This window comes from Streptomyces sp. NPDC002602 (genome assembly GCF_042889445.1).
Classification (GTDB): domain Bacteria; phylum Actinomycetota; class Actinomycetes; order Streptomycetales; family Streptomycetaceae; genus Streptomyces.
The window spans coordinates 116,836-142,616 of sequence record NZ_JBIAQX010000004.1 but is presented as its reverse complement, the minus strand read 5'-3'; the positions used below and the strand labels follow the sequence as shown (position 1 = coordinate 142,616).

Annotated in this window: 21 protein-coding genes; 10 read left to right on the top strand and 11 right to left on the bottom strand. The window is 73.5% G+C overall.

All coding sequences use genetic code 11. The features are described from left to right. Positions 1-429 precede the first annotated feature (429 nt). From ACFYW3_RS13745 to ACFYW3_RS13715, 7 genes are all read left to right on the top strand, one after another. Positions 430-1,983: a sensor histidine kinase gene (locus ACFYW3_RS13745; RefSeq protein ID WP_389386336.1), complete on the top strand. Its 1,554-nt coding sequence runs from the start codon at positions 430-432 to the stop codon at positions 1,981-1,983. Continuing rightward, positions 1,980-2,381 carry a roadblock/LC7 domain-containing protein gene (locus ACFYW3_RS13740; protein ID WP_053680690.1) on the top strand — a complete coding sequence of 134 codons (402 nt, stop codon included), beginning with the start codon at positions 1,980-1,982 and terminating at the stop codon, positions 2,379-2,381. The genes ACFYW3_RS13745 and ACFYW3_RS13740 overlap by 4 nt, the downstream gene beginning before the upstream one ends. Next, positions 2,378-2,731, top strand: a complete 354-nt coding sequence (locus tag ACFYW3_RS13735) for a DUF742 domain-containing protein (RefSeq protein ID WP_351750997.1) — start codon at positions 2,378-2,380, stop codon at positions 2,729-2,731. Before ACFYW3_RS13740 ends, ACFYW3_RS13735 begins: the two co-directional genes overlap by 4 nt. After that, entirely contained in the window at positions 2,712-3,341 is a 630-nt protein-coding gene (locus ACFYW3_RS13730; RefSeq protein ID WP_351379586.1) for an ATP/GTP-binding protein, read from the top strand. The genes ACFYW3_RS13735 and ACFYW3_RS13730 overlap by 20 nt, the downstream gene beginning before the upstream one ends. Further along, positions 3,338-4,576 carry a cytochrome P450 gene (locus tag ACFYW3_RS13725; RefSeq protein WP_389386335.1) on the top strand — a complete coding sequence of 413 codons (1,239 nt, stop codon included), beginning with the start codon at positions 3,338-3,340 and terminating at the stop codon, positions 4,574-4,576. The genes ACFYW3_RS13730 and ACFYW3_RS13725 overlap by 4 nt, the downstream gene beginning before the upstream one ends. Next, positions 4,573-5,808, top strand: coding sequence for a cytochrome P450 (locus tag ACFYW3_RS13720; RefSeq protein WP_389386334.1), 1,236 nt, complete (start codon positions 4,573-4,575; stop codon positions 5,806-5,808). The genes ACFYW3_RS13725 and ACFYW3_RS13720 overlap by 4 nt, the downstream gene beginning before the upstream one ends. Before the next feature lie 91 nt (positions 5,809-5,899). Continuing rightward, entirely contained in the window at positions 5,900-6,631 is a 732-nt protein-coding gene (locus tag ACFYW3_RS13715) for a hypothetical protein (protein ID WP_267798230.1), read from the top strand. 409 nt (positions 6,632-7,040) lie between these two features. Here the strand turns inward: ACFYW3_RS13715 and ACFYW3_RS13710 are convergent, their stop codons facing one another. The 3 genes from ACFYW3_RS13710 to ACFYW3_RS13700 all read right to left on the bottom strand — a co-directional run bounded on the left by ACFYW3_RS13710 (position 7,041) and on the right by ACFYW3_RS13700 (position 9,457). Continuing rightward, entirely contained in the window at positions 7,041-7,772 is a 732-nt protein-coding gene (locus tag ACFYW3_RS13710; RefSeq protein WP_351750989.1) for a zf-HC2 domain-containing protein, read from the bottom strand. Next, entirely contained in the window at positions 7,769-8,371 is a 603-nt protein-coding gene (locus tag ACFYW3_RS13705) for a sigma-70 family RNA polymerase sigma factor (protein ID WP_053680675.1), read from the bottom strand. The genes ACFYW3_RS13710 and ACFYW3_RS13705 overlap by 4 nt, the downstream gene beginning before the upstream one ends. A gap of 102 nt (positions 8,372-8,473) precedes the next feature. Then, the gene (locus ACFYW3_RS13700) at positions 8,474-9,457 is read right to left on the bottom strand and encodes a DUF1996 domain-containing protein (RefSeq protein ID WP_389386333.1); all 984 of its coding nucleotides are present in this window, start codon (positions 9,455-9,457) and stop codon (positions 8,474-8,476) included. Positions 9,458-9,596: 139 nt separating this feature from the next. On the opposite strand from ACFYW3_RS13700, the gene ACFYW3_RS13695 reads away from it, so the two are divergent. The 3 genes from ACFYW3_RS13695 (at position 9,597) to ACFYW3_RS13685 (ending at position 15,585) form a co-directional block, all read left to right on the top strand. After that, on the top strand, positions 9,597-10,328 hold the full coding sequence (locus ACFYW3_RS13695) for a DUF1838 family protein (protein ID WP_389386332.1): 732 nt from the start codon (positions 9,597-9,599) through the stop codon (positions 10,326-10,328). 420 nt (positions 10,329-10,748) lie between these two features. Continuing rightward, positions 10,749-12,527, top strand: coding sequence for a S8 family serine peptidase (locus ACFYW3_RS13690; RefSeq protein ID WP_389386587.1), 1,779 nt, complete (start codon positions 10,749-10,751; stop codon positions 12,525-12,527). Positions 12,528-12,810: 283 nt separating this feature from the next. After that, the gene (locus tag ACFYW3_RS13685) at positions 12,811-15,585 is read left to right on the top strand and encodes an AAA family ATPase (protein WP_389386331.1); all 2,775 of its coding nucleotides are present in this window, start codon (positions 12,811-12,813) and stop codon (positions 15,583-15,585) included. On the opposite strand, the gene ACFYW3_RS13680 is transcribed toward ACFYW3_RS13685, so the two are convergent. From ACFYW3_RS13680 to ACFYW3_RS13645, 8 genes are all read right to left on the bottom strand, one after another. After that, positions 15,575-16,492: a glycoside hydrolase family 19 protein gene (locus ACFYW3_RS13680; protein ID WP_389386330.1), complete on the bottom strand. Its 918-nt coding sequence runs from the start codon at positions 16,490-16,492 to the stop codon at positions 15,575-15,577. The two genes, ACFYW3_RS13685 and ACFYW3_RS13680, sit on opposite strands and share 11 nt — an antisense overlap. A gap of 212 nt (positions 16,493-16,704) precedes the next feature. Continuing rightward, the gene (locus ACFYW3_RS13675) at positions 16,705-17,115 is read right to left on the bottom strand and encodes a rodlin (protein WP_351750982.1); all 411 of its coding nucleotides are present in this window, start codon (positions 17,113-17,115) and stop codon (positions 16,705-16,707) included. Positions 17,116-17,314: 199 nt separating this feature from the next. After that, positions 17,315-17,506 (bottom strand): DUF5302 domain-containing protein, encoded by a 192-nt coding sequence (locus ACFYW3_RS13670; protein ID WP_053680668.1) that lies wholly within the window; start codon positions 17,504-17,506, stop codon positions 17,315-17,317. 237 nt (positions 17,507-17,743) lie between these two features. Then, the gene (locus ACFYW3_RS13665) at positions 17,744-18,031 is read right to left on the bottom strand and encodes a hypothetical protein (protein WP_351750980.1); all 288 of its coding nucleotides are present in this window, start codon (positions 18,029-18,031) and stop codon (positions 17,744-17,746) included. After that, on the bottom strand, positions 18,028-18,768 hold the full coding sequence (locus tag ACFYW3_RS13660) for a DUF1524 domain-containing protein (protein WP_351750978.1): 741 nt from the start codon (positions 18,766-18,768) through the stop codon (positions 18,028-18,030). The genes ACFYW3_RS13665 and ACFYW3_RS13660 overlap by 4 nt, the downstream gene beginning before the upstream one ends. A 306-nt stretch (positions 18,769-19,074) precedes the next feature. Beyond that, a complete protein-coding gene (locus ACFYW3_RS13655; RefSeq protein ID WP_389386329.1) occupies positions 19,075-20,988 on the bottom strand; it encodes a hypothetical protein in 1,914 nt (637 codons plus the stop codon). Beyond that, positions 20,985-24,614 (bottom strand): DUF5682 family protein, encoded by a 3,630-nt coding sequence (locus tag ACFYW3_RS13650; RefSeq protein WP_389386586.1) that lies wholly within the window; start codon positions 24,612-24,614, stop codon positions 20,985-20,987. The genes ACFYW3_RS13655 and ACFYW3_RS13650 overlap by 4 nt, the downstream gene beginning before the upstream one ends. Before the next feature lie 2 nt (positions 24,615-24,616). Beyond that, positions 24,617-25,771, bottom strand: a complete 1,155-nt coding sequence (locus ACFYW3_RS13645; protein WP_389386328.1) for an AAA family ATPase — start codon at positions 25,769-25,771, stop codon at positions 24,617-24,619. Positions 25,772-25,781 lie beyond the last annotated feature (10 nt).

The window sequence follows — 25,781 nt, the reverse complement described above, 5'->3', positions numbered from 1 at the left end:
CGCCGCCGATCCCGTCCGGCGAGTTGTGACGTCACAGGATGCCATGGTCGCAATGTGATGATCGTCCCGCAGGGTGCCATTCTTCGTGCCTTCCTCGGATCGGATTCGGGGACGAACCGTCACGGTGCGCAGGCGCACGGTGCACTGACGGTACGGGAGTCCCCGGCGGCGGGGTCGGGAGAGGGGGGACGGACGGCGTTCCGTCGTGACGGCATGGGGTCATGGCGCGGGGGGAGTCGTGGCCCGGGGAAACGAATTGTGACCGAGCCCAATCAGGTTGAAATCTGGACACAATTGAATCTATCGCCCACTACGCACGGTGATAGTGGTCAGGAGCTATCCAAAGTGATCAACAGTTCTCCTATAGTTACGCCTCGTTGCCACAGGAACCCTCTCTTCCATTTTCGCCCCGGTTTGAGGCTTTGATTGATGACGGCGTCGCCTTCCCCCCTTCGCCCCTCCCTGCTCGCCCTGCTCGTCACCGCGGCGGCATCGGGAACGCTCTGCACGGCGGCGGTGGCCGCGGCCCCCACCGCCGTCCGGGTCCCACTCGGCTGGTTCTCCGTCACCGGCGTGCTGCTGCTGTCGGTTTCGGCGTTCTCCGTGACCTGGTACAGCCGCACCGCCCGACTCCTGCGCGCCCGGCTCTCCGGCCTCAACGCCGAAGTCCTCGTCCGTGACGGCCACATCGCCCGGCTGACCGCCGACGCGAACCGCGACGCGGCCGCCCACACCGCCGAACGCGGGCGGGTCACCCAGGCCCACGCCGAGGAGTTGGAGCGGCTGACGACCGCGCACTCCATCGAACTCGACAACCTCACCGCCGCCCAACTCGTCTCCCGCGAAAAGCTCGGCGCCGACCTGCGGCGCGCCGAGTCCGGACGGGCCGCCGCCATGGCCGCCGCCGCCAACGCGGCCGGCCGCATGCAGGCGCTCGCCACCGGAATGCTGGCCGACCTGCGGGACATGGAGCACCGGCACGCCGACGAGGACGTCCTCGGCGACCTCCTCCACCTCGACCACCGCACCGCGCAGGCCGGCCGCCTCGCCGACTCGATCGCCGTCCTCACCGGAGCCCGCTCCGGGCGCCGTTGGGCGAAGCCGATCGTCATGGAGTCGATCCTGCGCGGCGCCATGGGCAGGATCGCCGGCTACCAGCGCGTCCGCCCGCACTCCACCAGCGACGCGGCCATCGCCGGACACGCCGCCGAGGGCGTCATGCACGCCCTCGCCGAACTCCTCGACAACGCCGCGAGCTTCTCGCCGCCCACCGCCGAGGTCCACGTGTACGTGGAGGAGGTCCCCGCCGGGATCATCATCACGGTCGAGGACAGCGGCCTCGTCATGAGCGAGGTGCAACTGCGCCGCGCCGAACAGGCCGTGACCGCCGAGTCGCTGGACCTGGCCGGTCTCTCCGGAACCCGCCTCGGGCTCGCGGTCGTCGGCCGCCTCGCCCGCAAACACGGGCTGACGGTGTCCTTCCGGCCCTCCGCGCGCGGTGGCACCGGCGCCCTGATGATGATCCCCCAGGACGTGATCAGCAGTACCCGGAACGAGACCGCGCCCGCCGCCACACCCGCCGCGACCACCACGACGTCCACCACCGAGCCCGAGGCGCACGACCGGCCCCCGGCCGACGTCGACGCCACCGGACCGACGGCCCCCGGTCGCGCGAAGGGCCGTACGGATCACGAGACCGGCACCCCGGCCACCGTGCGCACCGCCGAGGAAGACCCCGCGTCCACCGGGCAGGAACCGAGCCCCGGTGTCGACGCACTGCCCCGACGGCGACGAGGCAAGACGCTCGCCGCGGCCCACCCCGAAGGACCCGACGAGGGCCGCCCGGCCCCCGGCAAGGCCGCGCCCACCGGTGCCTCCCGGTCGGCCGCCCGCTTCGGCAGCTTCCGACAGGCCGTGCGCGGCGCGTCGGCGGCGCCGTCGACCGCAGAGAACCCCCCGCACCCGGAAGGCAACACGGAATGACCGGCTCCACCACCGACGAGACGCTCAACTGGCTCCTGGAAGGGCTCCTGGAACGCACTCCCGGCGCCCGACACGCGCTCGTGCTCTCCCGCGACGGCCTCAAGCTGTGCCGCACCCCCGAGCTGTCCGTCGACCAGGCCGACCAGCTCGCCGCGATCTCCGCCGGCATCCAGAGCCTCTCGCACGGCGCGTCCATCGAGTTCGGCGACGGCACCGGCGGCGTCCGGTCCGCCATGACCGAGTTCTACGGCGGCATCCTCTTCATCGTCGAGGCCGGCGAGGGTGCCCACCTCGCGCTCGTCGCCGCCGAGGACGCGGACGCCGGACTCGTCGGCCACAACATGTCCGAGCTGGTGGAGCAGTTGAGCGAGCATCTGATCGCCAGGCCCCGGGGATGAGCCGCGGCAGGCCGGGCCGGGACGACTCCCCGGACCGGCTCTACACCCTCACCGGTGGCCGCAGCCGCTCCGGTTCGGACGCGTTCGACCTGGTGACCCTGATCGTCGCCGAATGCGACCCGGTGCCCGGCATGCAGTCGGAGCACGCGGCCATCCTGAGGATGTGCCCGTACCCGACGGCCGTCGTGGAGGTCGCCGCCGAGCTGGGCCTGCCGGTGTCCATCGTGCGGATCCTGCTCGCCGACCTGCTGGCCACCGGGCGGATCAGCGCCCGGCATCCCCGTTCGACGTACCGCCTTCCCGACCTCGACATCCTGGAGCAGGTGCTCGTTGGACTCCGCAATCTCTGACGCGTCCCCCGAACCGCGGCAGCCTCGCCAGACCCTCGACAGCACCGCCGACAACGGCCTGAAGATCGTCATCGTCGGCGGATTCGGCGTCGGCAAGACCACGATGGTCCGCTCGGTCAGCGAGATCCGTCCGCTGAACACCGAGGAGACGATGACCAAGGCCGGTGAGTCCGTCGACGACACCGCCGGCGTCGCCGCCAAGACGGCCACCACCGTCGCCTTCGACTTCGGCCGGATCACCCTCGACGCGCGGAACGTGCTGTACCTCTTCGGCGCCCCCGGCCAGGAACGGTTCTGGTTCCTGTGGGACCGGCTCTTCGCCGGCACCCTCGGCGCCGTCGTCCTCGTCGACACCCGACGGCTCGCGGACTCCTGGTACGCCATCGACCGACTCGAACACCACGGCACGCCCTTCGTGGTGGCCTGCAACGACTTCGGTGGACCCGTCCACACCCCCGAGGACATCAGGGAGGCCCTCGACCTGCCGGACGAGGTGCCGCTCGTGTTCTGCGACGCGCGCTCCCGCGAGTCCGGCAAGCACGTCCTGATCTCCCTCGTACAACACCTTCAGACGGCCGTCATGGCCAAGACCCCGGAGCCCACCCCGTGACCACCCCCGACGCCCACGAGTCGCAGCCCGTCTACCTCGGCGGGCCCCGGTTCCAGACCGACCCCGTCGAGCTGTACCGCGAGATGCGGCGCGACCACGGCTCCGTCGCACCGGTCGTGCTCGACGGCGACGTGCCGGCCTGGCTGGTCCTCGGCTACCGCGAACTGCACCAGGTCACCAGTGACCCGCAGCTCTTCTCCCGCGACTCCGACCTGTGGAACCAGTGGGACCGCATCCCCGCCGACTGGCCGCTGCTCCCGATGATCGGCCGCAAGCAGCCCTCCATCCTCTACACCGTGGGCGAGCGCCACCGCGAGCGCGCGGCCGTCATCTCCGACGCGCTGGAGTCCGTCGACCCCTTCGAACTCAAGGGTCACGCCGAACGGTTCGCCGACGAACTGATCGACCAGCTCTGCGGCAAGGGGGCGTGCGACATCGTCGGCGAGTACGCCATGCTGCTGCCCCTGCGCGTCCTCGCCCGCATCTACGGATTCTCCGACGCGCAGGGCCCCGGCCTCGTCACCGCCATGAACGACATGATCAACGGGCTGGAGGGCGCCCTGGACGGCCAGCGTCACCTCGGCGAGTCCATGTACGCGCTGCTCGCCGCGAAGTCCGCCGAGCCCGGCCCCGACGTGGCCTCCCGGATGCTCGCCAACCAGGCCGGCTTCACCCTGGACGAGATCGCCCAGGACCTCATGGTGATGATGGCCGCCGGCCACCAGCCCACCGCCGACTGGATCGGCAACACCCTGCGCCTGATGCTCACCGACGACCGGTTCGCCGCCTCCCTCGCGGGCGGCCGGCACAGCGTCGGCGAAGCCATGAACGAGGTCCTCTGGGAGGACACCCCCACCCAGAACGTGGCCGGCCGCTGGGCCTCCAGGGACACCCACCTCGGAGGCCGGCGCATCGCGGAGGGCGACATGCTCCTGCTGGGCCTCGCCGCCGCCAACTCCGACCCGCACGTGCGCACCGACGCGGGCGCCCTCACCGGCGGCAACAACGCCTTCTTCTCCTTCGGCCACGGGGAACACCGCTGCCCCTTCCCGGCCCAGGAGGTCGCCGAGGCCATCGCGCGGACCGGCATCGAGGTGCTCCTCGACCGGCTCCCCGACGTGGACCTCGCCGTGCCCGCGAACGATCTCGCCCGGCGTCCGTCGCCCTGGCTGCGCGGACTGTCCGCACTCCCCGTGACCTACACACCGACCCCCGCCCTTGGAGCCCTCCGATGACGTGCCCGATCGACCACGCCGGCCCCGCCGCCATCACGCTCGACCCCTTCGTCACCGACCTCGCCGCCGAGAGCGCCGCGCTGCGCGCCGCCGGCCCGCTCGTACGCGTCGTCCTGCCCGGCGGTGTCGGCGTATACGCGGTCACGCACCACGCCGAGGCCCGAAGACTCCTCACCGACACCAGAGTGGTCAAGGACATCAACGTGTGGGGGGCCTGGCAGCGCGGCGAGATCCCCCCGGACTGGCCGCTGATCGGCCTCGCCAACCCCGGCCGTTCCATGCTCACCGTCGACGGCGACGAGCACCGGCGGCTGCGCACGCTCGTCGCCCAGGCCCTCACGGTCCGCCGGGTGGAGAAGCTCCGCGCCGGCATAGAGGCCCTCACCACCGGCATGCTCGACCGGCTGGCGCAACTGCCCGCCGGGGAGAGCGTCGACCTGAAGGCGGAGTTCGCCTACCCGCTCCCGATGAACGTCATCAGCGAGCTGATGGGCGTCGAGGCCGCCGAACACCCGCGCCTCAAGGCGCTGTTCGAGAAGTTCTTCTCCACCCAGACGCTTCCCGAGGAAGTCCCCCGGATGATGGCGGACCTCGGCGCGCTCTTCTCCCGCATCGTCGAGTCCAAGCGGGAGAACCCCGGCGACGACCTCACCAGCGCCCTGATCGCGGCCTCGGAGGACGGCGACCACCTCAGTACCGAGGAGATCACCAACACCCTCCAGTTGATGGTCGCCGCCGGCCACGAGACGACGATCAGCCTGATCGTCAACGCGGTCGTCGCCCTGGAGACCCACCCCGAGCAGCGCGCCCTCGTCCTCAAGGGCGAGGTGCCGTGGGAGAACGTCATCGAGGAGACCCTGCGCTGGTCCACCCCCACCTCACACGTCCTGATCCGCTTCGCGAGCGAGGACATCGAGGTCGGCGACCGGGTCCTGCCGCAGGGCGAGGGCCTGATCGTCTCCTTCGGCGCCCTCGGCCGTGACGAGGCCCAACACGGTGAGACGGCAGGCGAGTTCGACATCACCCGCACCCCCAACAGGCACATCTCCTTCGGACACGGACCGCACGTCTGCCCCGGCGCGGCGCTCTCCCGGCTGGAGGCCCTGGTGGCCCTCCCCGCCCTGTACGCCCGCTTCCCCGACCTGAGCCTCGCCGTCGCGGCCGGGGAACTCCGGAACAAGCCGATCCTCACCCAGAACGACCTCTTCGACCTCCCGGTCCGCCTGGCCTGACCCACGCCCCGCGCCGATGCCCCGCCCCCGACCGCCCGGGGGCGGGGAAACACGCGTGCGCCCACGACGAGGCCGCTGTTAGGTTGACCACGTGCCGAAGCTGAATCAGATAATCGCCGTGGAAAAGGGCGTCAAGTCCAAGTCGCTCCAGGAACTGACGCAAGCCCACCAGGACGTCCAGAAGCCCGCCTTGATGGCCGGCATCTCGCGGACGTACCAGCCCAAGGACGAAGAGGGCGAGCAACTGCCCCCGGAATCCACCCGGGTCCAGCTCAAGGCCGAGGACGTGCTGCGCGCGACCGCCGGTACCCTCACGCGACTGTTCGACGTGACGGCGACCAAGGACTGGGCGAACCGCACCGCGGCGGCGGACGTCGTCGTCGACGGCCAGGTCCTGCTGCCCCAGGTCCCCGTCCCGTACCTGCTGTTCCTGGAGAAGCAACTCACGGACCTGCACACCTTCGTGCGCAAGCTCCCCGTGCTGGACGCGTCGGAGTCCTGGAACCTGGACCCCTCGACGGACTCCTGGAAGACGGACCCCGTGCGCACCATCCGCACGAAGAAGGTCCCGCGCAACCACGTGAAGGCCGAGGCCACGGAGAAGCACCCGGCGCAGGTCGAGGTGTACTACGAGGACGTGCCGGTCGGCTACTGGACCACCGTGAAGTTCTCCGGAGCCCTGCCCGCGCGGCGCGTGAACGAGCTCCTCGACCGGGTCGAGAAGATCCAGCAGGCGGTCAAGTTCGCCCGCGAGGAGGCCAACAGCGCCGACGTCACCGACCAGCGGGTCGGCGACGCGGTGTTCGGCTACCTCTTCAGGTAGCCTCCACAACGCCCCCCGTGCGAGCGAGGGGGTGCGCTGAAGAGCGCAAGCTGAAACTGAAGGTCGAAGCTGAACACGGGGTGTCAGACGGGGGTTCGAATCCCTCTCCCCGCACCACGTGCGGGGGTGGCCCAAGCCGGTAGAGGCGGCCCCATGAATCTCAGATTCTCGCTCCAGTCTCAGTATTCGCCGCCGAACACCGGATCGACCGGGCGCGGGCGATCATCGACGGATGGGGGTTCAAGTCCCCTCGGCGCCTCTGCCGCGGCGCTGTAGTTCAAAGGCAGAACACGTCGATCTCAAAATGATCCGCGGCCCTTAAAAGCCGCCGGTGTGCGCAAATGGGTGGCAAGCAGGAGCCCGGGAGCTGGATATGCTCCCGGGCTCCGTCACGTGTGCCCGGCCCCGACTACGCCTTCGCGGGCACGGGTACCGACACGTAGGCCTTGCCCGACTCGTTCTCGACCAGGATCTCCTTCACGTCCGCCGGATCGACGGCCGCCGAGCCGTCCAACGCGGCCCCCTTGCCCTCGCCGTGCTCCGCCGAGCCCACGACCCAACCGCCCGCGATGGTCCGCTTGCCGTTGCGGGAGACCACGATCAACCGGCACCGTTCACCCGCCGGGATGTCCGCCACGGCCGCGTGCACCCGTACCCACTGGGGAGCCGGCGTCACCCGTACGGTCATCCGCGCACCCGTGAGCCGATCCGTCGCGGAAGCCACCCGGGTCCCGGGCGGCGGCGGTGACGGCGCCGCCGTCACGGTCGGGGACGGCACCGGGGGCGCCGCCTCCACCTGGCCCGGGCCCGACTGGGTCCCGGCCCAGAACACGGCGGCCAGTGAGGCGGCCGCGGCCAGTCCGGCCAGTCCCACACGGCGCCGGGACGCCGAGGCCCGCTCGTTGCGCACCTGCCGCAGCGTGCGCTGCAGCAACAGATCACCGCCCTGGGGCGGTCCCTCCAGGAACGCCTCCTCGGGCACCTCGCCGAGCGCGGCTTCCATCTCGCGCAACGCGGTCACCTCCTCCCGGCACTGCACGCAGCCGCCGATGTGCTCCTCGACGCGTCGCACGTCCTGTTCGTCCAGGACTCCGAGAACATAGGGGCCGAGCAGTTCCTCCTCGTGCCGCTGCCGGTTCATGCCACCACCTCCCGCAATCCGCCGGGCTGCTGGGGCGGCCTGCCCGATCGTCTGTCCCTGTTGCCGTCCCTGGTGCCGTCCATGAAGGCTTCGCGCAACGCCTTGAGGGCGTAGTGCGCGCGTGATTTGACCGTTCCCGCCGGAATCCCGAGGCGATCGGCCGCCTCGGCGACGCTGAGCTGTCGGTAGTACAACTCCGTCAGCACGTCCCGGTGTTCCGGGGTCAGCTGGTCGAGGGCTCCCAATACGGTCATGGCGTTCACGACCGAGTCGGCGTGATCCGCCTCCACCGGGGGAGCGGCCGCCGAGCCGGAGACCTCCGGAGGCCGTGCCGCCTTGGCCCGGAACCGGTCGGTGACGATGTTGCGCGCCACCGTGAGCAGCCAGCCGCGCACCGAGCCCTTCCCGTTGACCAGGACCTCGGAGTGCCGCCAGGCCCGTATCAGGGTCTCCTGGACCACGTCCTCGGCGGCCGCCCGGTCCCCGGTCAGCCGGGTGGCGTACGCGAGCAGGGCGTGGCCGTGCTCCTCGTACACCGACTTGATCAGTGCCTCATCGGTCGAGCCCCGCCGAGTGCGGGGCCACAGTGGTCCGGCCATCTCACCCTCTCCGTCTTTCGTGCTTCACGTGGTGCGGTCGGAACACGCCGCCCGGCGCGATCGGGTTCATGTGACCTGCGTCACCAGGGGCCGCCCCGCTGGTCACATCCGGCACGTGCGCCCCGTGTTCAGGCAGTCGACGACCGCCCGCATCCGGCCCTCGGTCATCACGTTCACGAACATCGCGTGGTCCGTCTTCGGGCTGTGCCGTTGCTCCGGGAAGGAGTCCAACGCGATCGGCGCGCCGGCCGGCACCTCGTAGGCCAGCGAGACGCGCAACTGCGGCACCGCGAAGGCACCCTGCGGGCAGACCCCGTTGGCGGCCGGGAACACCAGATGCGAACGGTGCCCGGGGCTCTCGGTGTCCAGGCCGTTCCAACAGCTCGGGAAGACCAGCGTCCGGGTCAGCCGCTCGCCCGCCGGGCAGCGCGGATAGCGGGTCGTGGACCGGTCGGGCGAACCGGAGCAGCCCCACCGGGCCCGGACGTCGGCGTCGTCGGCGGCCGTGTACGCGACGGCGTCGCCGGTCACGCCGCGCAGGAACCGGGGCATCGGCACGACCTCGCTCACCGGGTTGCCGCGGAACTCCACGCCCACCGACGCCTCCGGCAGGATCTCACCGCTGTTCCCGTGCCCCGCGGAACTCTCGTGGCCGTCCGTGCCCGCACGGTCCGTGCGGCGCAGCACGGGCCAGTAGTACGTCGACCTGTCACCGCCCGTACAACTCGTGGGGGCCGCGGCCAGGGAGGCATCGGTGGACATGGCGTCCGTGGACAGGTTTCCCACGTACGCGTGCGTGTGGTGCGCGCCCGCGCGCAAGCCGGGCGAGACGACCAGGTTGTCCTCGTTGTAGTGGTGTTCCCGGTTGCGCCCGCAGTCGACCACCACCGATCCGGTGGAGGCCCCGGGGCCCGCAGCCGGCGGCGCCGGCGCGGGCGCCACGTCGCGCATGTCGACGAAGTCCTCCGCGGCGACGCCCGTGCCCGACGGTCCGGCGGCCCGTGAGGCCCCGAGCGCGGCAGCGGTCAGGCCGCCGCCCAACACCAGGCAGACCAGCAGCACGAGCAGGCGGTTTTCGTTCCCCATGGCGGTCACCGTTGCCGCTGTCCACCGCCCCCGTCAACCTGGCATCCGTACCGTGGTCCCCCCGGGTGTCCTTCGGGCCCGGCCGGATCGAACCCGGGGTCCTTGCCGGGCCGGACCGGGACCGCGCAGAGTACCCCTCATGACTCCCACGGAACTCCTCCGGGCCCTCGCCCGCACCCGCGCCTCCCTCGACGGCGAGGAGGTCACCTTCTGGTGGACCGGCGACGTCCACGCATGGGCGCCGGGGGAGCCGTACCGGCGACTCTTCGGCTTCGAGGGCGTCAACGTCGCCCGCCTCGTCGAGGAGGAGGGGGGCTACCGACTCCTCACCCGGGAAGCCGCCTTCTACCTCGACCCGCAGAGCCGCGAGATCCTGGACACCTGGCAGGGCAAACCGGTCGTCCACGTGTGGAACGATCCGGCCCATCAGAAGTGGCGCCCCTTCCCGGTCCCCATGACCGAGCTCGGCGACCAGGTCTGCTTCAGCCTGGAGATCCCGCTGGCCTACCCCTCGCCGCTGCCCGTCGTCCAGTACCCCGCCCAGTCGGCCGACGACACCTACCGCGCGCTGGAGCTGTTCCAGTTCTTCGCCCCCGCGTCCGTCCTCACCACCGACGCGCCCGGCGTCCCCGCCACCATGTCGTGGACCCGCATGTCCCCGTGGCTGCCCTGGATGGAACAGGGGCAGCGCCCCGGCGGCCTCACCTTCCACTGCCGCGGCCGCAAGCTCCCCTCCTACGCCGAGGTCCCCGAACGCACCCGCGCCCACATCGCCGCCCACCACCCGGAATACGCCCACGCCCCCAAGGAGTGGACCGAGCCGAACGAGACGAGCTGGACCTACTTCCGCAGGCTCAACCCGCCCGCGTAGCCCGTCCGCGCGACCCGCTCGCATCACCCGTCTCCGTCGGGCTCCCGCGGGGGCCCCTCGGCCCCCCGCAGGGGCCCGACAAGGGTTTTCCCCGTATCGCGTTCATCCCCGCGTTGCCTACTGTCTGCCCACCGGCGATCTTCCCCACCTCGAACAGTCCCCGCACCCACCCCACATGGTGCGAAGCCGTCCGCAGGCCGGGCCGATCGTCGGCGCACCGCCGTCGCCCTGCCCCGCCGTCGCGGCCGGGCGACGCGGCGCCGCGGTGTCCGGGACGGGTCTGACCAACCCGTCCCCGATCCGCGGCCGCCGGTTCACCTCCCACACAGTTCAGACCGGCCGCTCCGGCCTGCCCGGAAACGGCCCGCGAAAGGGAACACCGTGCACGCAACCAGACGTCGGCTCATATCCGTGGTGGCCATGTCCGTCACCCTCCTGGCGGGCTCCGCCACCGCCTCGGTGGCCCTGACCGACACCGCGGCCCCCGCCACCACCCTCCCGGCCGCCGCGGCCCCCGCAGGGGCCCCCGGCACGGCGCCGGTCGAGAACCTCATCGTCGGATACAAGTCGACTGCCAGCGAGGCCAGTTCGAACTCCGCCGCCGCCGACGACGCCGCCACCAAGGGGAAGAAGGCCGGCAAGAAGGCGACCTTCGACCGCCGCCTCGGCACCGGCGCCGCCCTCGTCAACCTCGGAGGCGCCACCGCGCCCACCGCGGCCGCCGACGTGATCGCCCAGTTCCGCGCCGACCCCGACGTCGCCTACGTCGAGACGGACTCCCGCGCCTACGCGCTGGCCACCCCGAACGACACCGAGTACGCCAAGCAGTGGGACCTCTTCGAGCCCACCGCGGGCATGAACGTGCCCGCCGCCTGGGACAAGACCACCGGCTCCGGCGTCACCGTCGCCGTGATCGACACCGGCTACGTGGCCCACTCCGACGTCGCCTCCAACATCGTCGCCGGCTACGACTTCATCAGCGACTCCTCCGCCGCCCGCGACGGCAACGGCCGCGACAGCAACCCCGCCGACCAGGGCGACTGGAGCGGGGCCGGCGAGTGCGGCACCGGTTCCAAGGCCAGTGACTCCTCCTGGCACGGCACCCACGTCGCGGGCACCATCGCCGCGGCCACCAACAACTCCAAGGGCGTCGCGGGCATCGCCTACAACGCCAAGATCCAGCCCGTCCGCGTGCTCGGCAAGTGCGGCGGCGCCACCTCGGACATCGTCGACGCCATCACCTGGGCCTCGGGCGGCTCCGTCCCCGGCGTCCCGGCGAACGCCACCCCCGCCAAGGTCATCAACATGAGCCTCGGCGGCTCGGGCACCTGCGGCACCAGCTACCAGAACGCCATCAACGCGGCCGTCTCCCGCGGCACCACCGTCGTGGTCGCCGCCGGCAACAGCAACGCGGACGCGGCCGGATTCAACCCGGCCAGCTGCAACAACGTGATCAACGTGGCCGCCAGCAACCGCACCGGCGACCGCTCGTTCTACTCCAACTTCGGCACGATCATCGACATCGCCGCCCCGGGCGGTGAGACCCGCCGCGCCACCGACACGCCCGGCACCGTCACCACCCCCGAGAACGGCATCCTCTCCACGCTCAACGGCGGCACCACCACCGCGGGCGCCGAGATCTACAAGCCGTACCAGGGCACCAGCATGGCCGCCCCGCACGTCGCGGGCCTCGCCGCGCTGCTGGCCGCCGCCAAGCCCTCGCTGACCCCGGCGCAGATCGAGGCGGCCATCAAGGCCAACGCCCGCCCGCTCGCCGGCACCTGCACCGGTGGCTGCGGCGCCGGTCTCGCCGACGCGGCCGCGACCGTGAACGCCGTCACCTCCACGCCCACCACCCCGACCTTCGAGAACACCACCGACGTCGCGATCCCGGACAACGGCGGCGCCGTCACCTCCTCGATCACCGTCACCGGCCGCACCGGCAACGCCCCGGCCGCGCTCAAGGTCTCGGTCGACATCCAGCACACCTACCGCGGTGACCTCGTCATCGACCTGGTCGCCCCGAACGGCACCGTCAAGCGGCTGAAGAACTCCTCGAACGACAGCACCGCCAACCTGGCCACCACCTACACCGTCGACGCCTCCGCCCTGCCCGCCAACGGCACCTGGAAGCTGAAGGTCCAGGACGTGGCCGCGTCCGACACCGGCTACATCAACTCCTGGAGCCTCGGCTTCTGAGCCCGCCCGGCGTCCGGTCCCCAAGCCGGACGCCATCCGGTCCCCGAACCGGCCGTCGAAGGGGCGCAGAGCCCCCCAACTCCCGCCTGACGGACCGATAGTACGGACCAACCCACCCAGCGGACCTGCCGATGCCACTCGTACCGGCAGGTCCGCCGGGCATTCCTGTCCACCCACTGAGATTTCTGCGTCACAAACGGGGTCCGCCCGGCGGCTGACCTCGTATTGTCGCGTCTCACAGGAAAGGCACAGGAGCAGGGGCGCGAAAGGCTGGTGGCTGTGCGTGGCGGCGACGGGGAACGCTGACACGACCGTCGGACACGGTGAACTCATCGAGGCGGTGGACCGCGCGCTGACCACGCACGGCCGCGCCATCCTCACCGGACCGGCGGGCGCGGGCAAGACGGAAGTGGTCCGGGCCGTCGTGGCCGCGGCGGAGGGCCGGCGGGAGAGCGTGCTCCACCTCGCCCCGGACGCCGCCGACCAATGGATACCCGAGGCCTCGGCCGCCGCCCTGCTCGCCTCCGTGCCCCACGGCGCACTGGACCGGCTCGCCGGACCCCAGCGCGCCGCCATCGCCCTGCTCCGGCGCGAGACCGACGAGCCCGGCGCCGGCCGCGACCACGTCGCGCTGCGCCTCGCCGTCGTCGAGATCCTGCGGACCCTGGCCGCTCCCGGACCCGTCCTGCTCGTCCTCGACAACGCCCAGTGGCTCGACGACGAGAGCACCGACCTCCTCCGCTTCGCCCTGCGCCTCACCCCACCCGGAGTCCGGGTCCTCGTGGCCGAATGCGTGCAGGGCGGGGCTCCCGTCGCCGTGCCCCTCTGCGGTCCCGACACCCCCGCGATCCGCGTTCCCCCGCTCGGGGCGGAGCAGGTCGCCGAACTCCTGTGCCGACACGGCCTGCCCGCCCGGCTGGCCGGCCGCATCCACCAGGCCAGCGGCGGCAACCCCCGCCTGGCCCTGGCCCTCGGCCACTCCCTCGCCGAAGCCGCCGGATCCCGCGACGGAGGCGCCCACCACGCCGACACCCTGCCCGTCTCCGGGCAGGCCCGCGAGGTCGCCCGCCGGCTGCTCGCCGAAGCCCCCGCCAGAGCCCGCCGCACCCTGCTGCTCGCCGCCCTCGCGACCCGCCCCACCACCGCCCTGCTCCGCCGGGCCGGCCGCCCCGACGCGGACGCGGAACTCGCCGAGGCCGAACGCGCCGCACTCGTCACCGTGGGCGAGGACGGCACGGTGCGGTTCACCGCCGGCGCCCTCCCGACCGCGCTCGCCGCCGACGCGGGCTGGCCCGAGCGGGCCGCCGGGCACGCCGCGCTCGCCACCGCCGTGGACGACCCCGTCCAGGCCGTACGACACCGCGCGCTGGCCGTGGACACCCCCGACGCCCGCCTCGCCACCGAGATCACCGAGGCCGCCGCGTCCTGCCGGCGCCGGGGACAACGCGACCTCGCCGCCGAACTCGGCCTGCTCGCCGCCGAACGCACCCCCGCCGACCTGCCCCGGGACGAACTGGCCCGGCTCGTCTGCGCCGCCGAGGACGCCGGATGGGCGGGCCGCGCCGACCTCGCCCGCCGCGCCACCCGCGCCGTGCTCGCCCGCGACGCCTCGCCCGCCGACCGGGTACGGGCCCGACTCGCCGTGATCGACGCCGCCGGACAGGCCCTCGCGGACCTCGACGAGACCTTCGCGTACGCCGTGGACGACGCCGCCGGCGACCCCTCACTGCGCGCCGCCGTCCAACTCCGCATCGCCTGGAAGCACAACCTCAGCGACGGGGACCCCGTCCGCTCCCGCGACGCCGCCGCCGAGGCGGGCACCCTCGCCGCCCTCGGCGGCGACCAGGTCGCCGAGGCCATGGCACTGACCGTGCGGGCCCGCATGGGCCGCATCCTCGGTGACCACGACGCCGAGGACATCCTGGCCGAGGCACTGGCCCTGCCCGCACCCGAGGTGCCGCTCGGCATGCGCAACGCGCCGCAGTACCTCGCCGTTCGGCACGCCCTCTTCGACGACCGGCTCGACGACGCCCGCGGTCGGCTCCTGGTCCTGCTGCCCGCCGTCCAACGCACCGGCTCCGCCGAGGACGTCTTCGAGGTGCTGCGCAGCCTCTCCGAGGTCGAGCTGCGCCGGGGGAACTGCGCCGCGGGCGCCGCGCACGCCCGCCGCGCCCTGGAACTCACCATCGAGGCCGGCCTGTCACCCGGCCCCGCCTGGTACGTCGCCGCGATGGCCGAGGCCACCGCCGGCAGCTTCGCCCGCGCCGCCGGCTACGCCCGCCGGGGAGTCCAGGCCTCCGAGGAGGAACAGGACCAGGTCTTCCTGTCCCGGGGCCTGTACGCCCTCGGGCTGGTCGAACTGGCCACCGGGGAAGCCGCGAAGGCGGTGGCCACCCTGCGCAGGGTGGCCGAGTTGGAGGAGGCCCAGCAGGTCGTGGACCCCTCCGTCCTGCGCTGGCACGGGGAACTCGCCGAGGCCCTGGTGGCCGCCGACGCCCTCGAGGAGGCCGCCGCCCTGCTGGAGTCGACCCGTACGGTCGCCGACGCCCTCGGTCGCACCGGTGTGCTCGCCGCCCTGGACCGGGCCCGGGGGCTGTGCCTGTCCGCTCAGGGCGAGGCGGAGCCGGCCGTGACCCTGCTGGAGTCCACGGCCCGCCGGTTCGGCGCCCTCGGACTTCCGCTGGAACGGGCCAGGACCCTGCTCGCGCTGGCCCGCGTGGAACGGCGCCGTCGGCGGCGCGCTCCCGCCCGCGCCGCCCTCGGGGAGGCGGCCGACATGTTCGACCGGGCCGGCGCGAAACCCTGGGTGGAGCTGGCCCGGGAGGCCGCCCCCGACCCGGCCGCCGGCGGGCAGCCGGGTCAGGCGGCCCTGACCGAGGCCGAGACCCGACTGGCCCTGCTCGTCGGTCAGGGCGCCAGCAACCAGGAGGCGGCCGCGAAACTGTTCCTCAGCGTCAAGACGGTGGAGGCCCGGCTGACCCGGATCTACCAGAAGCTCGACCTGCGCTCCCGTGCGCAACTGGCCACCGCCCTGAGGACGGGACGCCTCAGCAGCTGAGGTTGTTCCCCGGCGTCACACCGAGCAACTGGGTGAAGCTCTGGTACTTGCCCACCCGGCTCTGAACCTGGCCAGGGTTCCCGCCGTTGCACTCCAGGGCCCCGTTGATGGAGCGGATCGTCTCGCCGAAGCCCGCGCCGTTGACCATGGCGGCGTGCGCGGTCATCGTGCCCGGACCGTTCTGGGTGTTCCAGTACCAGAGGGCCGTCTTCATGGCCACCGCCGGATCCCGCTCCACGAGGTACGGGTTGGCGAGGAGGTTGATGCCCAGGGCGTCACCGGCCGCCTTGTAGTTGAAGTTCCAGCTGAGCTGGATGGGACCGCGCCCGTAGTACGCGGCCTGGCCCGCCGGACATCCGTAGGGCTGCGTGGCATCGCAGTAGTGCGGGTAGTTGGCCGTGTTCTGCTCGACGATGTGGACGAGCCCGCCCGTCTCGTGCGAGACGTTGGCGAGGAACGCGGCCGCCTCGCGCCGCTTGACCGTGTCGTCGCCGGTGTTGGCGAAGGCGGGGTACGCGGAGAGCGCCGCCACCAGCCCGTTGTAGGTGTAGAAGGGGTTCCGGTTCGGGAACATCTGGTTGAACTGGGCCTCGCTGACGACGAATCCGCTCCCGTTCCCCGGGTCGGGGTCCTGGCCCCCGCCACCACCGCAGGCGCCCTGGTCCGACCAGACCCCCCACTGCCCGGTGGTGCCGGGCGTCTCGCCCTGCGTCCACCACTTGGCCTGCCAGTTGTGTCCGTTGTACGAGGCGTTCATGCCGCCCGTGTACACCGCCGAGGCGGCCCAGGAGCCGGCGCAGGCGGGGGCGGCCGCGGCGGGGGAGGCGGGCAGGGCGACGGCGAGACCGAGGGTCACGGCGGCGGCCGCGGCCAGCGAGAGGGCACGACGACGAAGCGTGCGTATCACGTGACTGCTCCTAGGGTGGGGGGAATTGCCGGGTGGGGACGGCAACTGACGCCACTGAACCGAAGATGGTCTGGACCTGTCAAGGTCTAGACCAAACCTTTCGGTGAAACCCGGGATGGTCACGGGTGGAACGGCCGCGGGTGCAACGGTCGCGCCGGAAACGCCGAACCGGCGTGACGAGCGAGTCGTCACGCCGGTTGGGGTCGACCGGGTCAGCTGCCGGCGGAGAGGTTCCCGGAGAGGACCGGGATGTTGTCCACGATGTGCGACAGGGACTCGTCGCCCTTCGCCTGGGTGGAGTTCTCCGCGCACTGCTGGTTCTGCGGGTTCGACAGGACGTTGATGTCCTGGACGCCGACGTTGATCGCGGCGAGGATCGACTGGGCGTTGACCTTCGCGGGCAGGCCCACGCAGAGCTTGTTCAGCGAACCCTGGACGGCGCTGAGCTGCGGGCTCATGGCGCCTTCGGTCTCCTGGTTGCCGTAGATCTGCGAGGCGTTGTTGCCGTTGACCGTGTTCACGCCGTTGTCGTTGCCGATCGCCATGGCCGGGGTGGCCGCGACGGCGCCCGCGCCGATGACGGAGGCGGTGACTGCGGCGGTGGCCATGAACTTCTTGAGCATTGAGGATCCTTCTGTCGCATGAGCTGTCCCCGGCGGGACGCCCTGATCAACTGTCCTCACGGCATGTGGTTATCGCCCGTCACCCATGCGGCCCAATCATCCGTTCCAGGGGCCTGCGACGACCCGCCCCCGCGGTCGGCGCGGTCGCCGCCCACGCCGCCGGGTGGAGCCTCCCGGCGGGGCAGCGGTCGGTCCGTGGTCAGCCGGTCTTGCGACGGACCTTCTTGTTCTTGCCGCCGGGGCCGCTGCTGGAACCCTGCACCTTCGCCCGGCTCTGGTGTGACTGCTGGGACTGGGCATTCGCGGCGTTGCGCTCCAGGGCCTCCCGGAACTTGCGCTTGGCCTCGTCGGCCGGGGACTCGTTCTGCGGGGTGTCGGTTTCGTCTGCCATCTTGTCCTCCTGGGGTGATCGAGCCGTTTCAGTCTGTCAGGTGGCCGTCCCCCTGACCAGCGAGTTCGCTCTGAGAGGCATCCCAGGAGGCGGGGTGGGTCGACCGAGTGCCCCGGGGCGGGGCCATCGGACGCGCCGGGGCCGCGGGACTCGCCGCGACCTCGGGATCCCCGCCCAGGTCACCGCCCCGCGACCCGTCCCGAGATCCTCGGGACGACGCGACGGGCGACCGGGGGCTCAGCCGGACGGGACCTCGGCCCCGCCGCCGGCGCGGACGGCCGCGAGGGCCGCGCGGTGCAGGGCGTGCGGGTCTCCGTGCGGGAGGGGGCTGCCCGTGAGCGTGTACCACTCGTCGGCGTCCAGGTACTGGATGTCGAACCGGATCTTGCCATCGGCTCCCGCGACCGTGCGCAGGGTCAGCTCACCGGTGATCACGCCGACCTCGTCGGTCATGGCGCCGCCGGGGCCGGCGACGACCGTGTCCGTCCACTCTTGCGCCGCGTCGTGCCGATCCGCCCCGGTCATGAGCCCGCGCAGGTGTCGATCATGGTGGTGAGCATGGCTTTCTCCGGTTCGGTGACGGTCAGCTCGTAGTGGGACTTCACTGTGGTCCAGGCGCGTCCGTACTGGCACCAGCTCGCCTTGTCCGGCGGCTGCCACAGGTCCGGGCTCTGGTCGCCCTTGGACCGGTTCGACGCGGCCGAGACCGCCAGCAACTGGGGGCGGGTCAGATCGTTCGCGAACGCCTTGCGCCGGGCCGCGTCCCAGTCGGCGGCGCCCGAGCGCCAGCCCTCGGCGAGCGGGACCATGTGGTCGATGTCCAACTTCGACGCCTCGTTGAACTCCAGCCCGTCGTACAGGCTCTTCCACGCGCCGGACGAGGCGCGGCACTCGGAATCTTGCGCGACGTCCTTGCCGTCGCGCTTGAGGACGACCTCGCGGGTGTCGCACTTGTTGCCCTGCTCGGCCCAGTGCGTGAACCTGGCGCGGCTGTAGCCGGCCATCGTGCCGGGCTTGTCGATCTTCAACGCGGCCAGTTGCGTCCGGGCGACGGCCGCGCTGACCATGCCGGGCAGTACGTCGCCCGCGGTCGGCTTCGCGTCGTCCCCGGACGGCGCGGAGGGCGAGGCGGAGGTGCCGGGCGCCCGCGTGTCACCCTTCCCGTCGGTGCTCCCGCCGGCGCCGGTCCGGCTGCATCCGGTGACCCCGAGCAGCAGCGCGACGACCATCGCGAGGCCGCGCGCCCCTGTCTGACGTTCCATGAATCCACCCTGGTTCGAACTCCCGCACGCTGTCCCGGGGGAGCCTACCCATACCCGGACATTCGATCCGTGCGTGTCGCGCCGAGTGTCACGGGCCGTCAGGAGGCGCCCCCGGGGCCGTCCGTCGGGCCGGGCGCGGGCGACCGGGGCAACCGCGCACCCACCGGGTGTGGTTGTGCCGATTTCGGATTCTTTGGCACCCTTCGTGCTGCTCCATCCGCTGCCGTCGGGTGTGTCCGATCTCGCACGATCGGCGGGCCCCGGTGTCTCCCGCGCCGCTCGGAGCCCGCGCGGGAGACGACCGGCTCAGGACCAGGAAGCCGCCACCAACGAGCGTTCCGCCGCACCGAGGTGGGTGGCCGAGGCGAGCCAGGCCCAGGCGTAGCGGTCGGCCGAGGCGTCGGTGAGGCGGCCGAAGGCGTCCCGGGGGCGCCGGTCCGCCTCGACGGCCAGAGCGGTGGCCAGATCCGCCGCCGCCCCGAAACCCGAACGACGCAGCGGGCCGCGCAGACCGAGCGGCTCCGGCCCCCTGGCGGCCTCCGCCACGGCCCGGCGACCGCCCGCCACCCCGGTCTCCAGGAGCCTGCGCACCCGCCACAGCGGGGACTCGGCCAACGGGTCCGCGCCGGCCCCGATCGGACCGGCCAGGGGCCCGCCGTCACCCTCCGGGAGATCGGGCGTCCCGTCCGGGAGGTGGGAACCCTGGAGGCGGTCGTAACCGAGGTCGGCCCGGCCGAGCCACTCCTCGGGCAACCGCAGGGTGTACCGCGCGCCCGGCACCGGCCCGACGGCCAGCGCACCCAGGGTGGCCGCCCGGTCCGGATCCGGACGGCCCAGCACCCGGATCGCCAGGCCCGGACACCCCGCGAGCCGGCGCAGGTTGGCCGTGTGCGGCAACTCGGGATGCGGATGCGCCGGGCGCAGCCGGAGCACGGGCGCGTCCGCGCGCACGGTCCCGTCGGTCGACAGCTCCCGTACCAACAGGTGCTCGCCGGCCCCGCCGACGACCCGGACGTCGCAGCCCAGCAGCTCGGGCTCGCCCTCGGGGTCGGCGAGCAGGGCTGCCACCGCCTCCGCCGCCGGACGGGCGAACAGTGCGGCGGCGGGCTCGTCGGTCCAGGCGATCCCGCGCAGCGGAGTCGCCTGGACCCCGCGTCCCGCACCCAGACGCCCGTCCGCGGACACCGTCGCGCCGACGACGCGCAGACCCCCGCGCGCCAGCCCGGCGTGGTCGAGGACGGCGCCGCCCAGGGCCACGGACGCGGACCCGGCGCCCCGCGCCCGGGCGAGTCCGCCGGGGCGGACGTCCGACACGGAGTAGCGGGAGCCGTCCGCGCCCACCAGATGGGTGACCACACCGCCGTAGCCGGTGGCGGACAACACGGGCTCGCGGCACAGCCCGTGCACCCGCAGGCTGCCGCCCGCCTCGTAGGCGCGGCGGCCCGTGCCCGTGAGCGCGGGCCCGCCGGCTCCGGAGGCCGTCAGTCCCGCGACGTGCAGCAGTTCGCGGAAGGCCTCGGTGAGGGCGCCGAGTCGCTGGGCGGCACTGCGCTCCCGCGCCGCCCGCAACCCCCGCACCACGCGCAGGGCGGCGGCCTCGCCGCGCGGCAGCCCGGCGAGGCGTGCGCTGTGCGCGGCCCGCAGCAGCTCGGCCTGCACCACCGCACCGCCGGCCGCGACCCCGGCGGCCAGAGCGGCGGCAGCCGCCTCCCACAGCGCGGCCGAGGCCCGCAGTTGTGCAGCGGTCGGCGGCTCGGGTGCGGTAGGCGGCGGAGCCCCGGCGCCGGCCCCGGGTGTCGTGGTCCCGTGTACCGCAGGTGCTTGCGGACCGGCCCCCACCACACCGCTCTCGGGCGGCGCCCCCGCGCGGGCCGGATCCGGCACCGCGGCGTCGGCCGTCGGCTCCGCGGCGGCGAGCTGCTCGGGATCGGCGAGCGGGGCCGCCCCCAGCACGGCCGCCCGATGCAGGCAGCGCGGTGCCAGCAGGCAACCGCAGACGGCCTCGTCGGCCGCCGTGACCACCCCCGAAGGGCCCGGACGCAGGGTCACCACGGCATCCTCGCCGAAGCGGACGCTCACGCTCCCGTCCGGCCCGGCCACCGCCTCCGAGGCGCACGCCTCGATGGCCGCGTCCAACTTCTTGCGCAGCCGCGCGGTGAGGTTCTCCACCGCCTCCGCGAGGACCTCGGGGGCGACGGGCGGCAACAGATCGGTACTCAACGGACATCTCCACGGAGGCGTTCGCCCACCCAGCGGGCGAGAGCGAGGGGACTGAGGGCGGCGACCGGCATGCCGGCCGCGACGAGTTGCCGCGCGATCGCCACCGAGTACCGGGGCGCGCCCGCGTCGTCGAGCGCGGCGCAACCCAGCAGGTGCGCACCGGAAGCGGCCAGCGCACGCACCTCGCCGAGCAGTCCGCCGAGCGGCGCCCCCTCCTCGAAGTCGCTCACCACGACGACCAGGGTGCGGCTCGGAACGGTGATCAGCGACCGGGCGTGCGCAAGCCCGGCGGCGATGTGCGTACCGCCGCCGACCCGTACCTCCAGCAACAACGACAGCGGATCGTCGACGCGCTCCGTGAGGTCGACGACCTGGGTCGAGAACGCCAGGAAGTGGGTGGACAGGGTGGGAACCCCGCCCAACACGGCTGCCGTCAACGCCGACCAGACCACCGAGGCCTCCATCGAACCGGAGACGTCGACCACCAGGATCAGCCGCCAGTCGGCCTCCCGGCTCGCCCGCGTACTGAACACGGGCCGCTCCGGGACGACCACCACCCGCCCGTCAGCCGCCCGCCGCGTGTGCGCGAGGTTGGCGCGCAGGGTCCTGGCCAGGTCCAGCTTCCCGCCGGGGCGGCGGGTCGGGCGCGGCGTCGCCAGCCCCGACAGCGTCGGGCGCAGCCGGGTGGCCAGCTCCCGGGCCAGCTCGTCGACCAGGCGCCGCAGCCGCGCCAACTGCTGTTCGGGCATCCCGCCGGCCAGCGAGAGCACCGAGGTCAACAGCTCCATCGAGGGACGCACAGAGGCGGGGTCCAACTGGGCCAGCACATCGACCCGGCCCGCGTCCGCGGCGTCGGCCAACACCTCCTCCCGCACGTCGGCGCCGAACAGGGCCTCCAACTCCTCGGACCACTCCCGGGCCGTGGGGAACGAGGCTTCCAGACCCCCGCCCGAGCCGCGGCCGTCGTCCAGATCGGCGGAGCCCTCGCCGCGCCCGGCGCCGTACAGCTCGTCGAGCGCCCGCGCGTAGCCCCGCGCGCCGGACGGCAGCCGGTCGCGCTGCCGCCCGAGCAGCAGCCGCCACCGGTCGGCGGGGGACAGGCGCCGCGACCCGGGATCGACGGGCCGCGGGGCGGCCGTCCCCTCCGGGACGTCGGGCGCTTCGGTGTCCGCGCCGGGCAGTGGCAGGTCCTTGAGGGCGGCGAGGCCCGCCGCGTCCGCCGCCGCCCAGAGGGCGAGCAGTCCGGGCGGTGCGTCCAGCGAAAGGTCCAGGCGGTCCCCGAGCCGTTCGGTGACGGTGTCCAGCAGCCGGTCGCGGGCGGCCGGGGAGAGCGCGTCGAAGCCGCCGCGCAGCGCCGGCAGCCGGTCCAGGAACCGATCGTCCGCGAGGCCGTCCACCCGGTCCAGCAGGGGGGTGAGAGCGGTCGGGGAGGAGCCGAGCAGCGGGCCGGCGGCCGTGAGCAGACCGGTCAGTCGGCGGGTCAGGGCACGCCGGGCGTCCGGCGTGCCGGCGCCGTCGACCCAACCCGCCGCGCGCTCGCCGAGCCCGTGCGCCGGATCCAGGTCCAGCAGGACCCGTACGGCCAGGGCCGCGCCCTGCATCAACGGGGACGCGGAGGAGGCCAGTTCCGCCAGGGCGGAATCCAGCCGCAGTCCCAGGTGCCGGCCGGCGGCCCGGTCGGCGAGAGCCACCAGGGCGCCCGCGTCGGCGGGGTCCTCGCTGCCGGCGAGCCCGGGCAGGGACCGTACGGAGGCCTCCACCAACTCCTCCGAGAGCGCCTCGGCGCGCACCCGCGCCCCCTCCGTCGCCCCGGGGAGGTGACCCCGGCCCAGCCCCTCCAACAGGTCCAGCGATTCGAGGAGTTCCGGGAGTCCTGCGGTCTCCGGGAGGATCGCGGCGGCCTCCTCCAGCCGTACGTCGACCAGCGCGGGCAGATCACACCGCGCGGCCGCGCGCAGCCCCGTCAGGATCTGTGCCGGGGTCGGGCCCCCCTCCTCGGCCGCGCGGCGCGCGACGTCACGCAGCGTCCCGGCGGCCGCCTGGGCGGCGGTCACGCCGCGGACGCCGACCAGGTCCAGCCGGGCGGGCACGGACGGGGTCCAGGTCAGCCGCCACTTGCTCCCGAGCGCGGTGCCGTCGCCGGTGGCGGCCACGGCGACGGGCTCCCCGTACCCCGCGCCGCACACCAGCAGCCGTTGCAGCATGACCTCGCGGCGGCCGTCCAGCTCGGAACGCAACGGATCCAGACGGACCTCCCGGGGGGCCGGATCACGCGGCGACGGCAGCCGCAGCGCCGCCAACTCCTCCTCGACGGCGGGACCTAGCCCCGAACGGGGAGCGTGCGGGGTGATCCTGCCCCGCCCCGCCCCGATCAGCACGGCCTCCAGGGCGCGGGCCAACGCCCGCCCCCGACCCAGTGGTTCGCCCTGCCCGAGGACGGTCATGACCGCCTCCAGCAGTTCCCCGCGCCCGGGCGCGGGCAGCCCGCGCAGCGCCGCCAGGTCGCAGGCGAGCCGCAGCGTCTCCGCCGCCTCGCCGGTACCCGCGGTGTGCCCGGCCCGGCGCAGCTCCCGACAGACGCCGGTCACGGCGACCGAGGCCGCGTCCCGGACCCGCACCGGGTCCCCGCCGGCCTCGAACACGGCCTGTTGCCACAGCGGGTCCCGGATGCCGGCCGGATAGCCGGAGCGGGAGTCGAGCAGGTCGAAGGAGTACGGAACGAACGAGGCGACCACGGCGTCGTCTCCGGCCACCGCGGCGGCGTCGCGGGAGCGCGCGCCGGCGGGCTTCGTCCTCGACACGCCGGTGTCCTTGACGGCGGGCACCACGACGTCGGTCGCCGCGACATCGACCACCGCGACGCCGGCCGGGAGGAGGGCCGGGGCGTGGAAGGCGCCGATCAGCGCGGCCACCCGGCGCCCCCCGGCGCCGGCGCCGGCGATGACGGCCCGCATGTGCGCCTCGCGGGCCAGGTCCCGCGCGGGCACGTCGGCGTCCGCGCGCAGCGCCCAGCCCACGCCGAGCGCCGCCCGGCGCACGGCCTCGGGGGAGCAGCCCGGGGCCTGTACCTCGACCGCGCGGTCCCAGAGGTCGTCGCCCTCGCGTCCGGTGCCGGACGCGGAGAGCGTCTCGGCGAAGGAACGACGGCCCGCGGCCGGCGGCCCGTCGCCGACCGGGATCGCGGCGTCCGGAGCGGGCCCGTCGGGTATGCCCGGCTCCGTTTCCGGCCGGTCCGGGCCCACCGGTTGGACACCCGCCGGGGCGTCCGGAAGGGACCATCCGCCGTCGGCCAACGGCAGGTCACAGCAGACCACTTCGACACCGCGCTCCCGCGCCCAGCGGATCGCCGCCAGCTCGGGGGAGAAGTCGGCGAACGGGTAGAACGCCAGGCGCCCGTCCCGCCCCTGGCCCGCCAGCGCCACCGGGGCCACCGTCTCGGGGTCCGCGACGTACTCCCACCACGATTGGAACTCGGTGGGAAGCTCCACGCAGAGCACCTCCGCGCCCGCCGCGTCCAGCAGGGCCGGCACCATCGCCGCGAGGGCCGGGCTGTGGTGCCGGACCCCCAGCAGGTACGGCTCCCGGCACGCGGCGAGCGCCTCCACGGCGTCCCTCGGATCGACCATCGTCACCGCAGGCTCCCGCGCAGGTCCCACAGCCGGCGCCACATCGCCGAACCGTCCTCGGCACGGCGGCGGACCGGGCCGTCCCAGTACCCCAACAACCGGCCGTGGTCGGCCGGGTCGTCCTTGCGCACGACACCCAGCAGGTGCCCCGGCAGCAGATCGAGGACGTCGCCGCCCGGCAGGTAGGCGGCGGCCACCCCCAGCGAGGCCGCCACCTGCACGGCCTCGGCGGTGGACATGACCGTGCCGGGCCGCTCCACGTCCCAGCCCTCGGCGCTGCGCCCCGAGCGCAGGTCCCGGAAGACGGTGACGAGGGCGTCCAGCACCGCGTCGTCCACACCGAACGCGGCTCCGGCGCGCTGCACCGCGGCGACGGCCTGGCGCCGGATCAACGTGGCCTCGGCGTCGGCGTCCGCGATCGGCGCGACCGTCTCGAAGTTGAACCGCCGCTTCAGCGCGGCCGACATCTCCGAGACGCCGCGGTCGCGCAGGTTGGCGGTGGCGATGACGGTGAAGCCGGGGGTGGCGGACACCACCGCGTCCTCGGTCGAGGTCAGTTCGGGCACGCTCACCCGACGGTCGGACAGGATCGACACCAGGGCGTCCTGTACCTCCGGCAGGCAGCGGGTGATCTCCTCGACCCGCACCACCCGGCCCGTGCGCATCGCGGCGAGCACGGGGGAGTCGACCAGGGCCTGCGAGGTGGGTCCCTGGGCCAGCAGCAGGGCGTAGTTCCAGCCGTACCGGAAGGCGTCCTCGGTGGTGCCCGCCGTGCCCTGCACGGTGAGGGCGCTGGTGCCGGACACGGCGGCGGCGAGCAGCTCGGACAGCATCGACTTGGCGGTGCCGGGCTCGCCGGTGAGCAGCAGGCCCCGTTCGCCGGCGAGGGTGACCACGCACCGTTCGACGAGGGCGCGTTCGCCGACGAACTTCGGCGCGATCACCAGCTTGGTCGGCAGTCCGGCGCGCCGCTTGGGCAGGGTCAGTTCTGCGCCCTCGCTGCCGCAGACGAACGTGACGACGGCGCGCGGGGTCAGGGCCCAGCCGGGCGGGCGCGGCCCGGTGTCGTGCGCCGCCAGGAAGGCGAGTTCGGCGGCGTGGCGTTCCTCCGCGGGCATGACCTGCCGGGCGGGGGCGGACGGTTCGGTGACGGTCATCGGGGGTCCT

Coding starts and splice junctions, on each gene's coding strand:
- ACFYW3_RS13745 (WP_389386336.1), top strand. CDS start 430: ATGACGGCGTCGCCTTCCCCCCTTCGCCCCTCCCTGCTCGCCCTGCTC.
- ACFYW3_RS13740 (WP_053680690.1), top strand. CDS start 1,980: ATGACCGGCTCCACCACCGACGAGACGCTCAACTGGCTCCTGGAAGGG.
- ACFYW3_RS13735 (WP_351750997.1), top strand. CDS start 2,378: ATGAGCCGCGGCAGGCCGGGCCGGGACGACTCCCCGGACCGGCTCTAC.
- ACFYW3_RS13720 (WP_389386334.1), top strand. CDS start 4,573: ATGACGTGCCCGATCGACCACGCCGGCCCCGCCGCCATCACGCTCGAC.
- ACFYW3_RS13710 (WP_351750989.1), bottom strand. CDS start 7,772: ATGAACCGGCAGCGGCACGAGGAGGAACTGCTCGGCCCCTATGTTCTC.
- ACFYW3_RS13705 (WP_053680675.1), bottom strand. CDS start 8,371: ATGGCCGGACCACTGTGGCCCCGCACTCGGCGGGGCTCGACCGATGAG.
- ACFYW3_RS13700 (WP_389386333.1), bottom strand. CDS start 9,457: ATGGGGAACGAAAACCGCCTGCTCGTGCTGCTGGTCTGCCTGGTGTTG.
- ACFYW3_RS13695 (WP_389386332.1), top strand. CDS start 9,597: ATGACTCCCACGGAACTCCTCCGGGCCCTCGCCCGCACCCGCGCCTCC.
- ACFYW3_RS13690 (WP_389386587.1), top strand. CDS start 10,749: ATGTCCGTCACCCTCCTGGCGGGCTCCGCCACCGCCTCGGTGGCCCTG.
- ACFYW3_RS13675 (WP_351750982.1), bottom strand. CDS start 17,115: ATGCTCAAGAAGTTCATGGCCACCGCCGCAGTCACCGCCTCCGTCATC.
- ACFYW3_RS13670 (WP_053680668.1), bottom strand. CDS start 17,506: ATGGCAGACGAAACCGACACCCCGCAGAACGAGTCCCCGGCCGACGAG.
- ACFYW3_RS13665 (WP_351750980.1), bottom strand. CDS start 18,031: ATGACCGGGGCGGATCGGCACGACGCGGCGCAAGAGTGGACGGACACG.
- ACFYW3_RS13660 (WP_351750978.1), bottom strand. CDS start 18,768: ATGGAACGTCAGACAGGGGCGCGCGGCCTCGCGATGGTCGTCGCGCTG.
- ACFYW3_RS13650 (WP_389386586.1), bottom strand. CDS start 24,614: ATGGTCGATCCGAGGGACGCCGTGGAGGCGCTCGCCGCGTGCCGGGAG.
- ACFYW3_RS13645 (WP_389386328.1), bottom strand. CDS start 25,771: ATGACCGTCACCGAACCGTCCGCCCCCGCCCGGCAGGTCATGCCCGCG.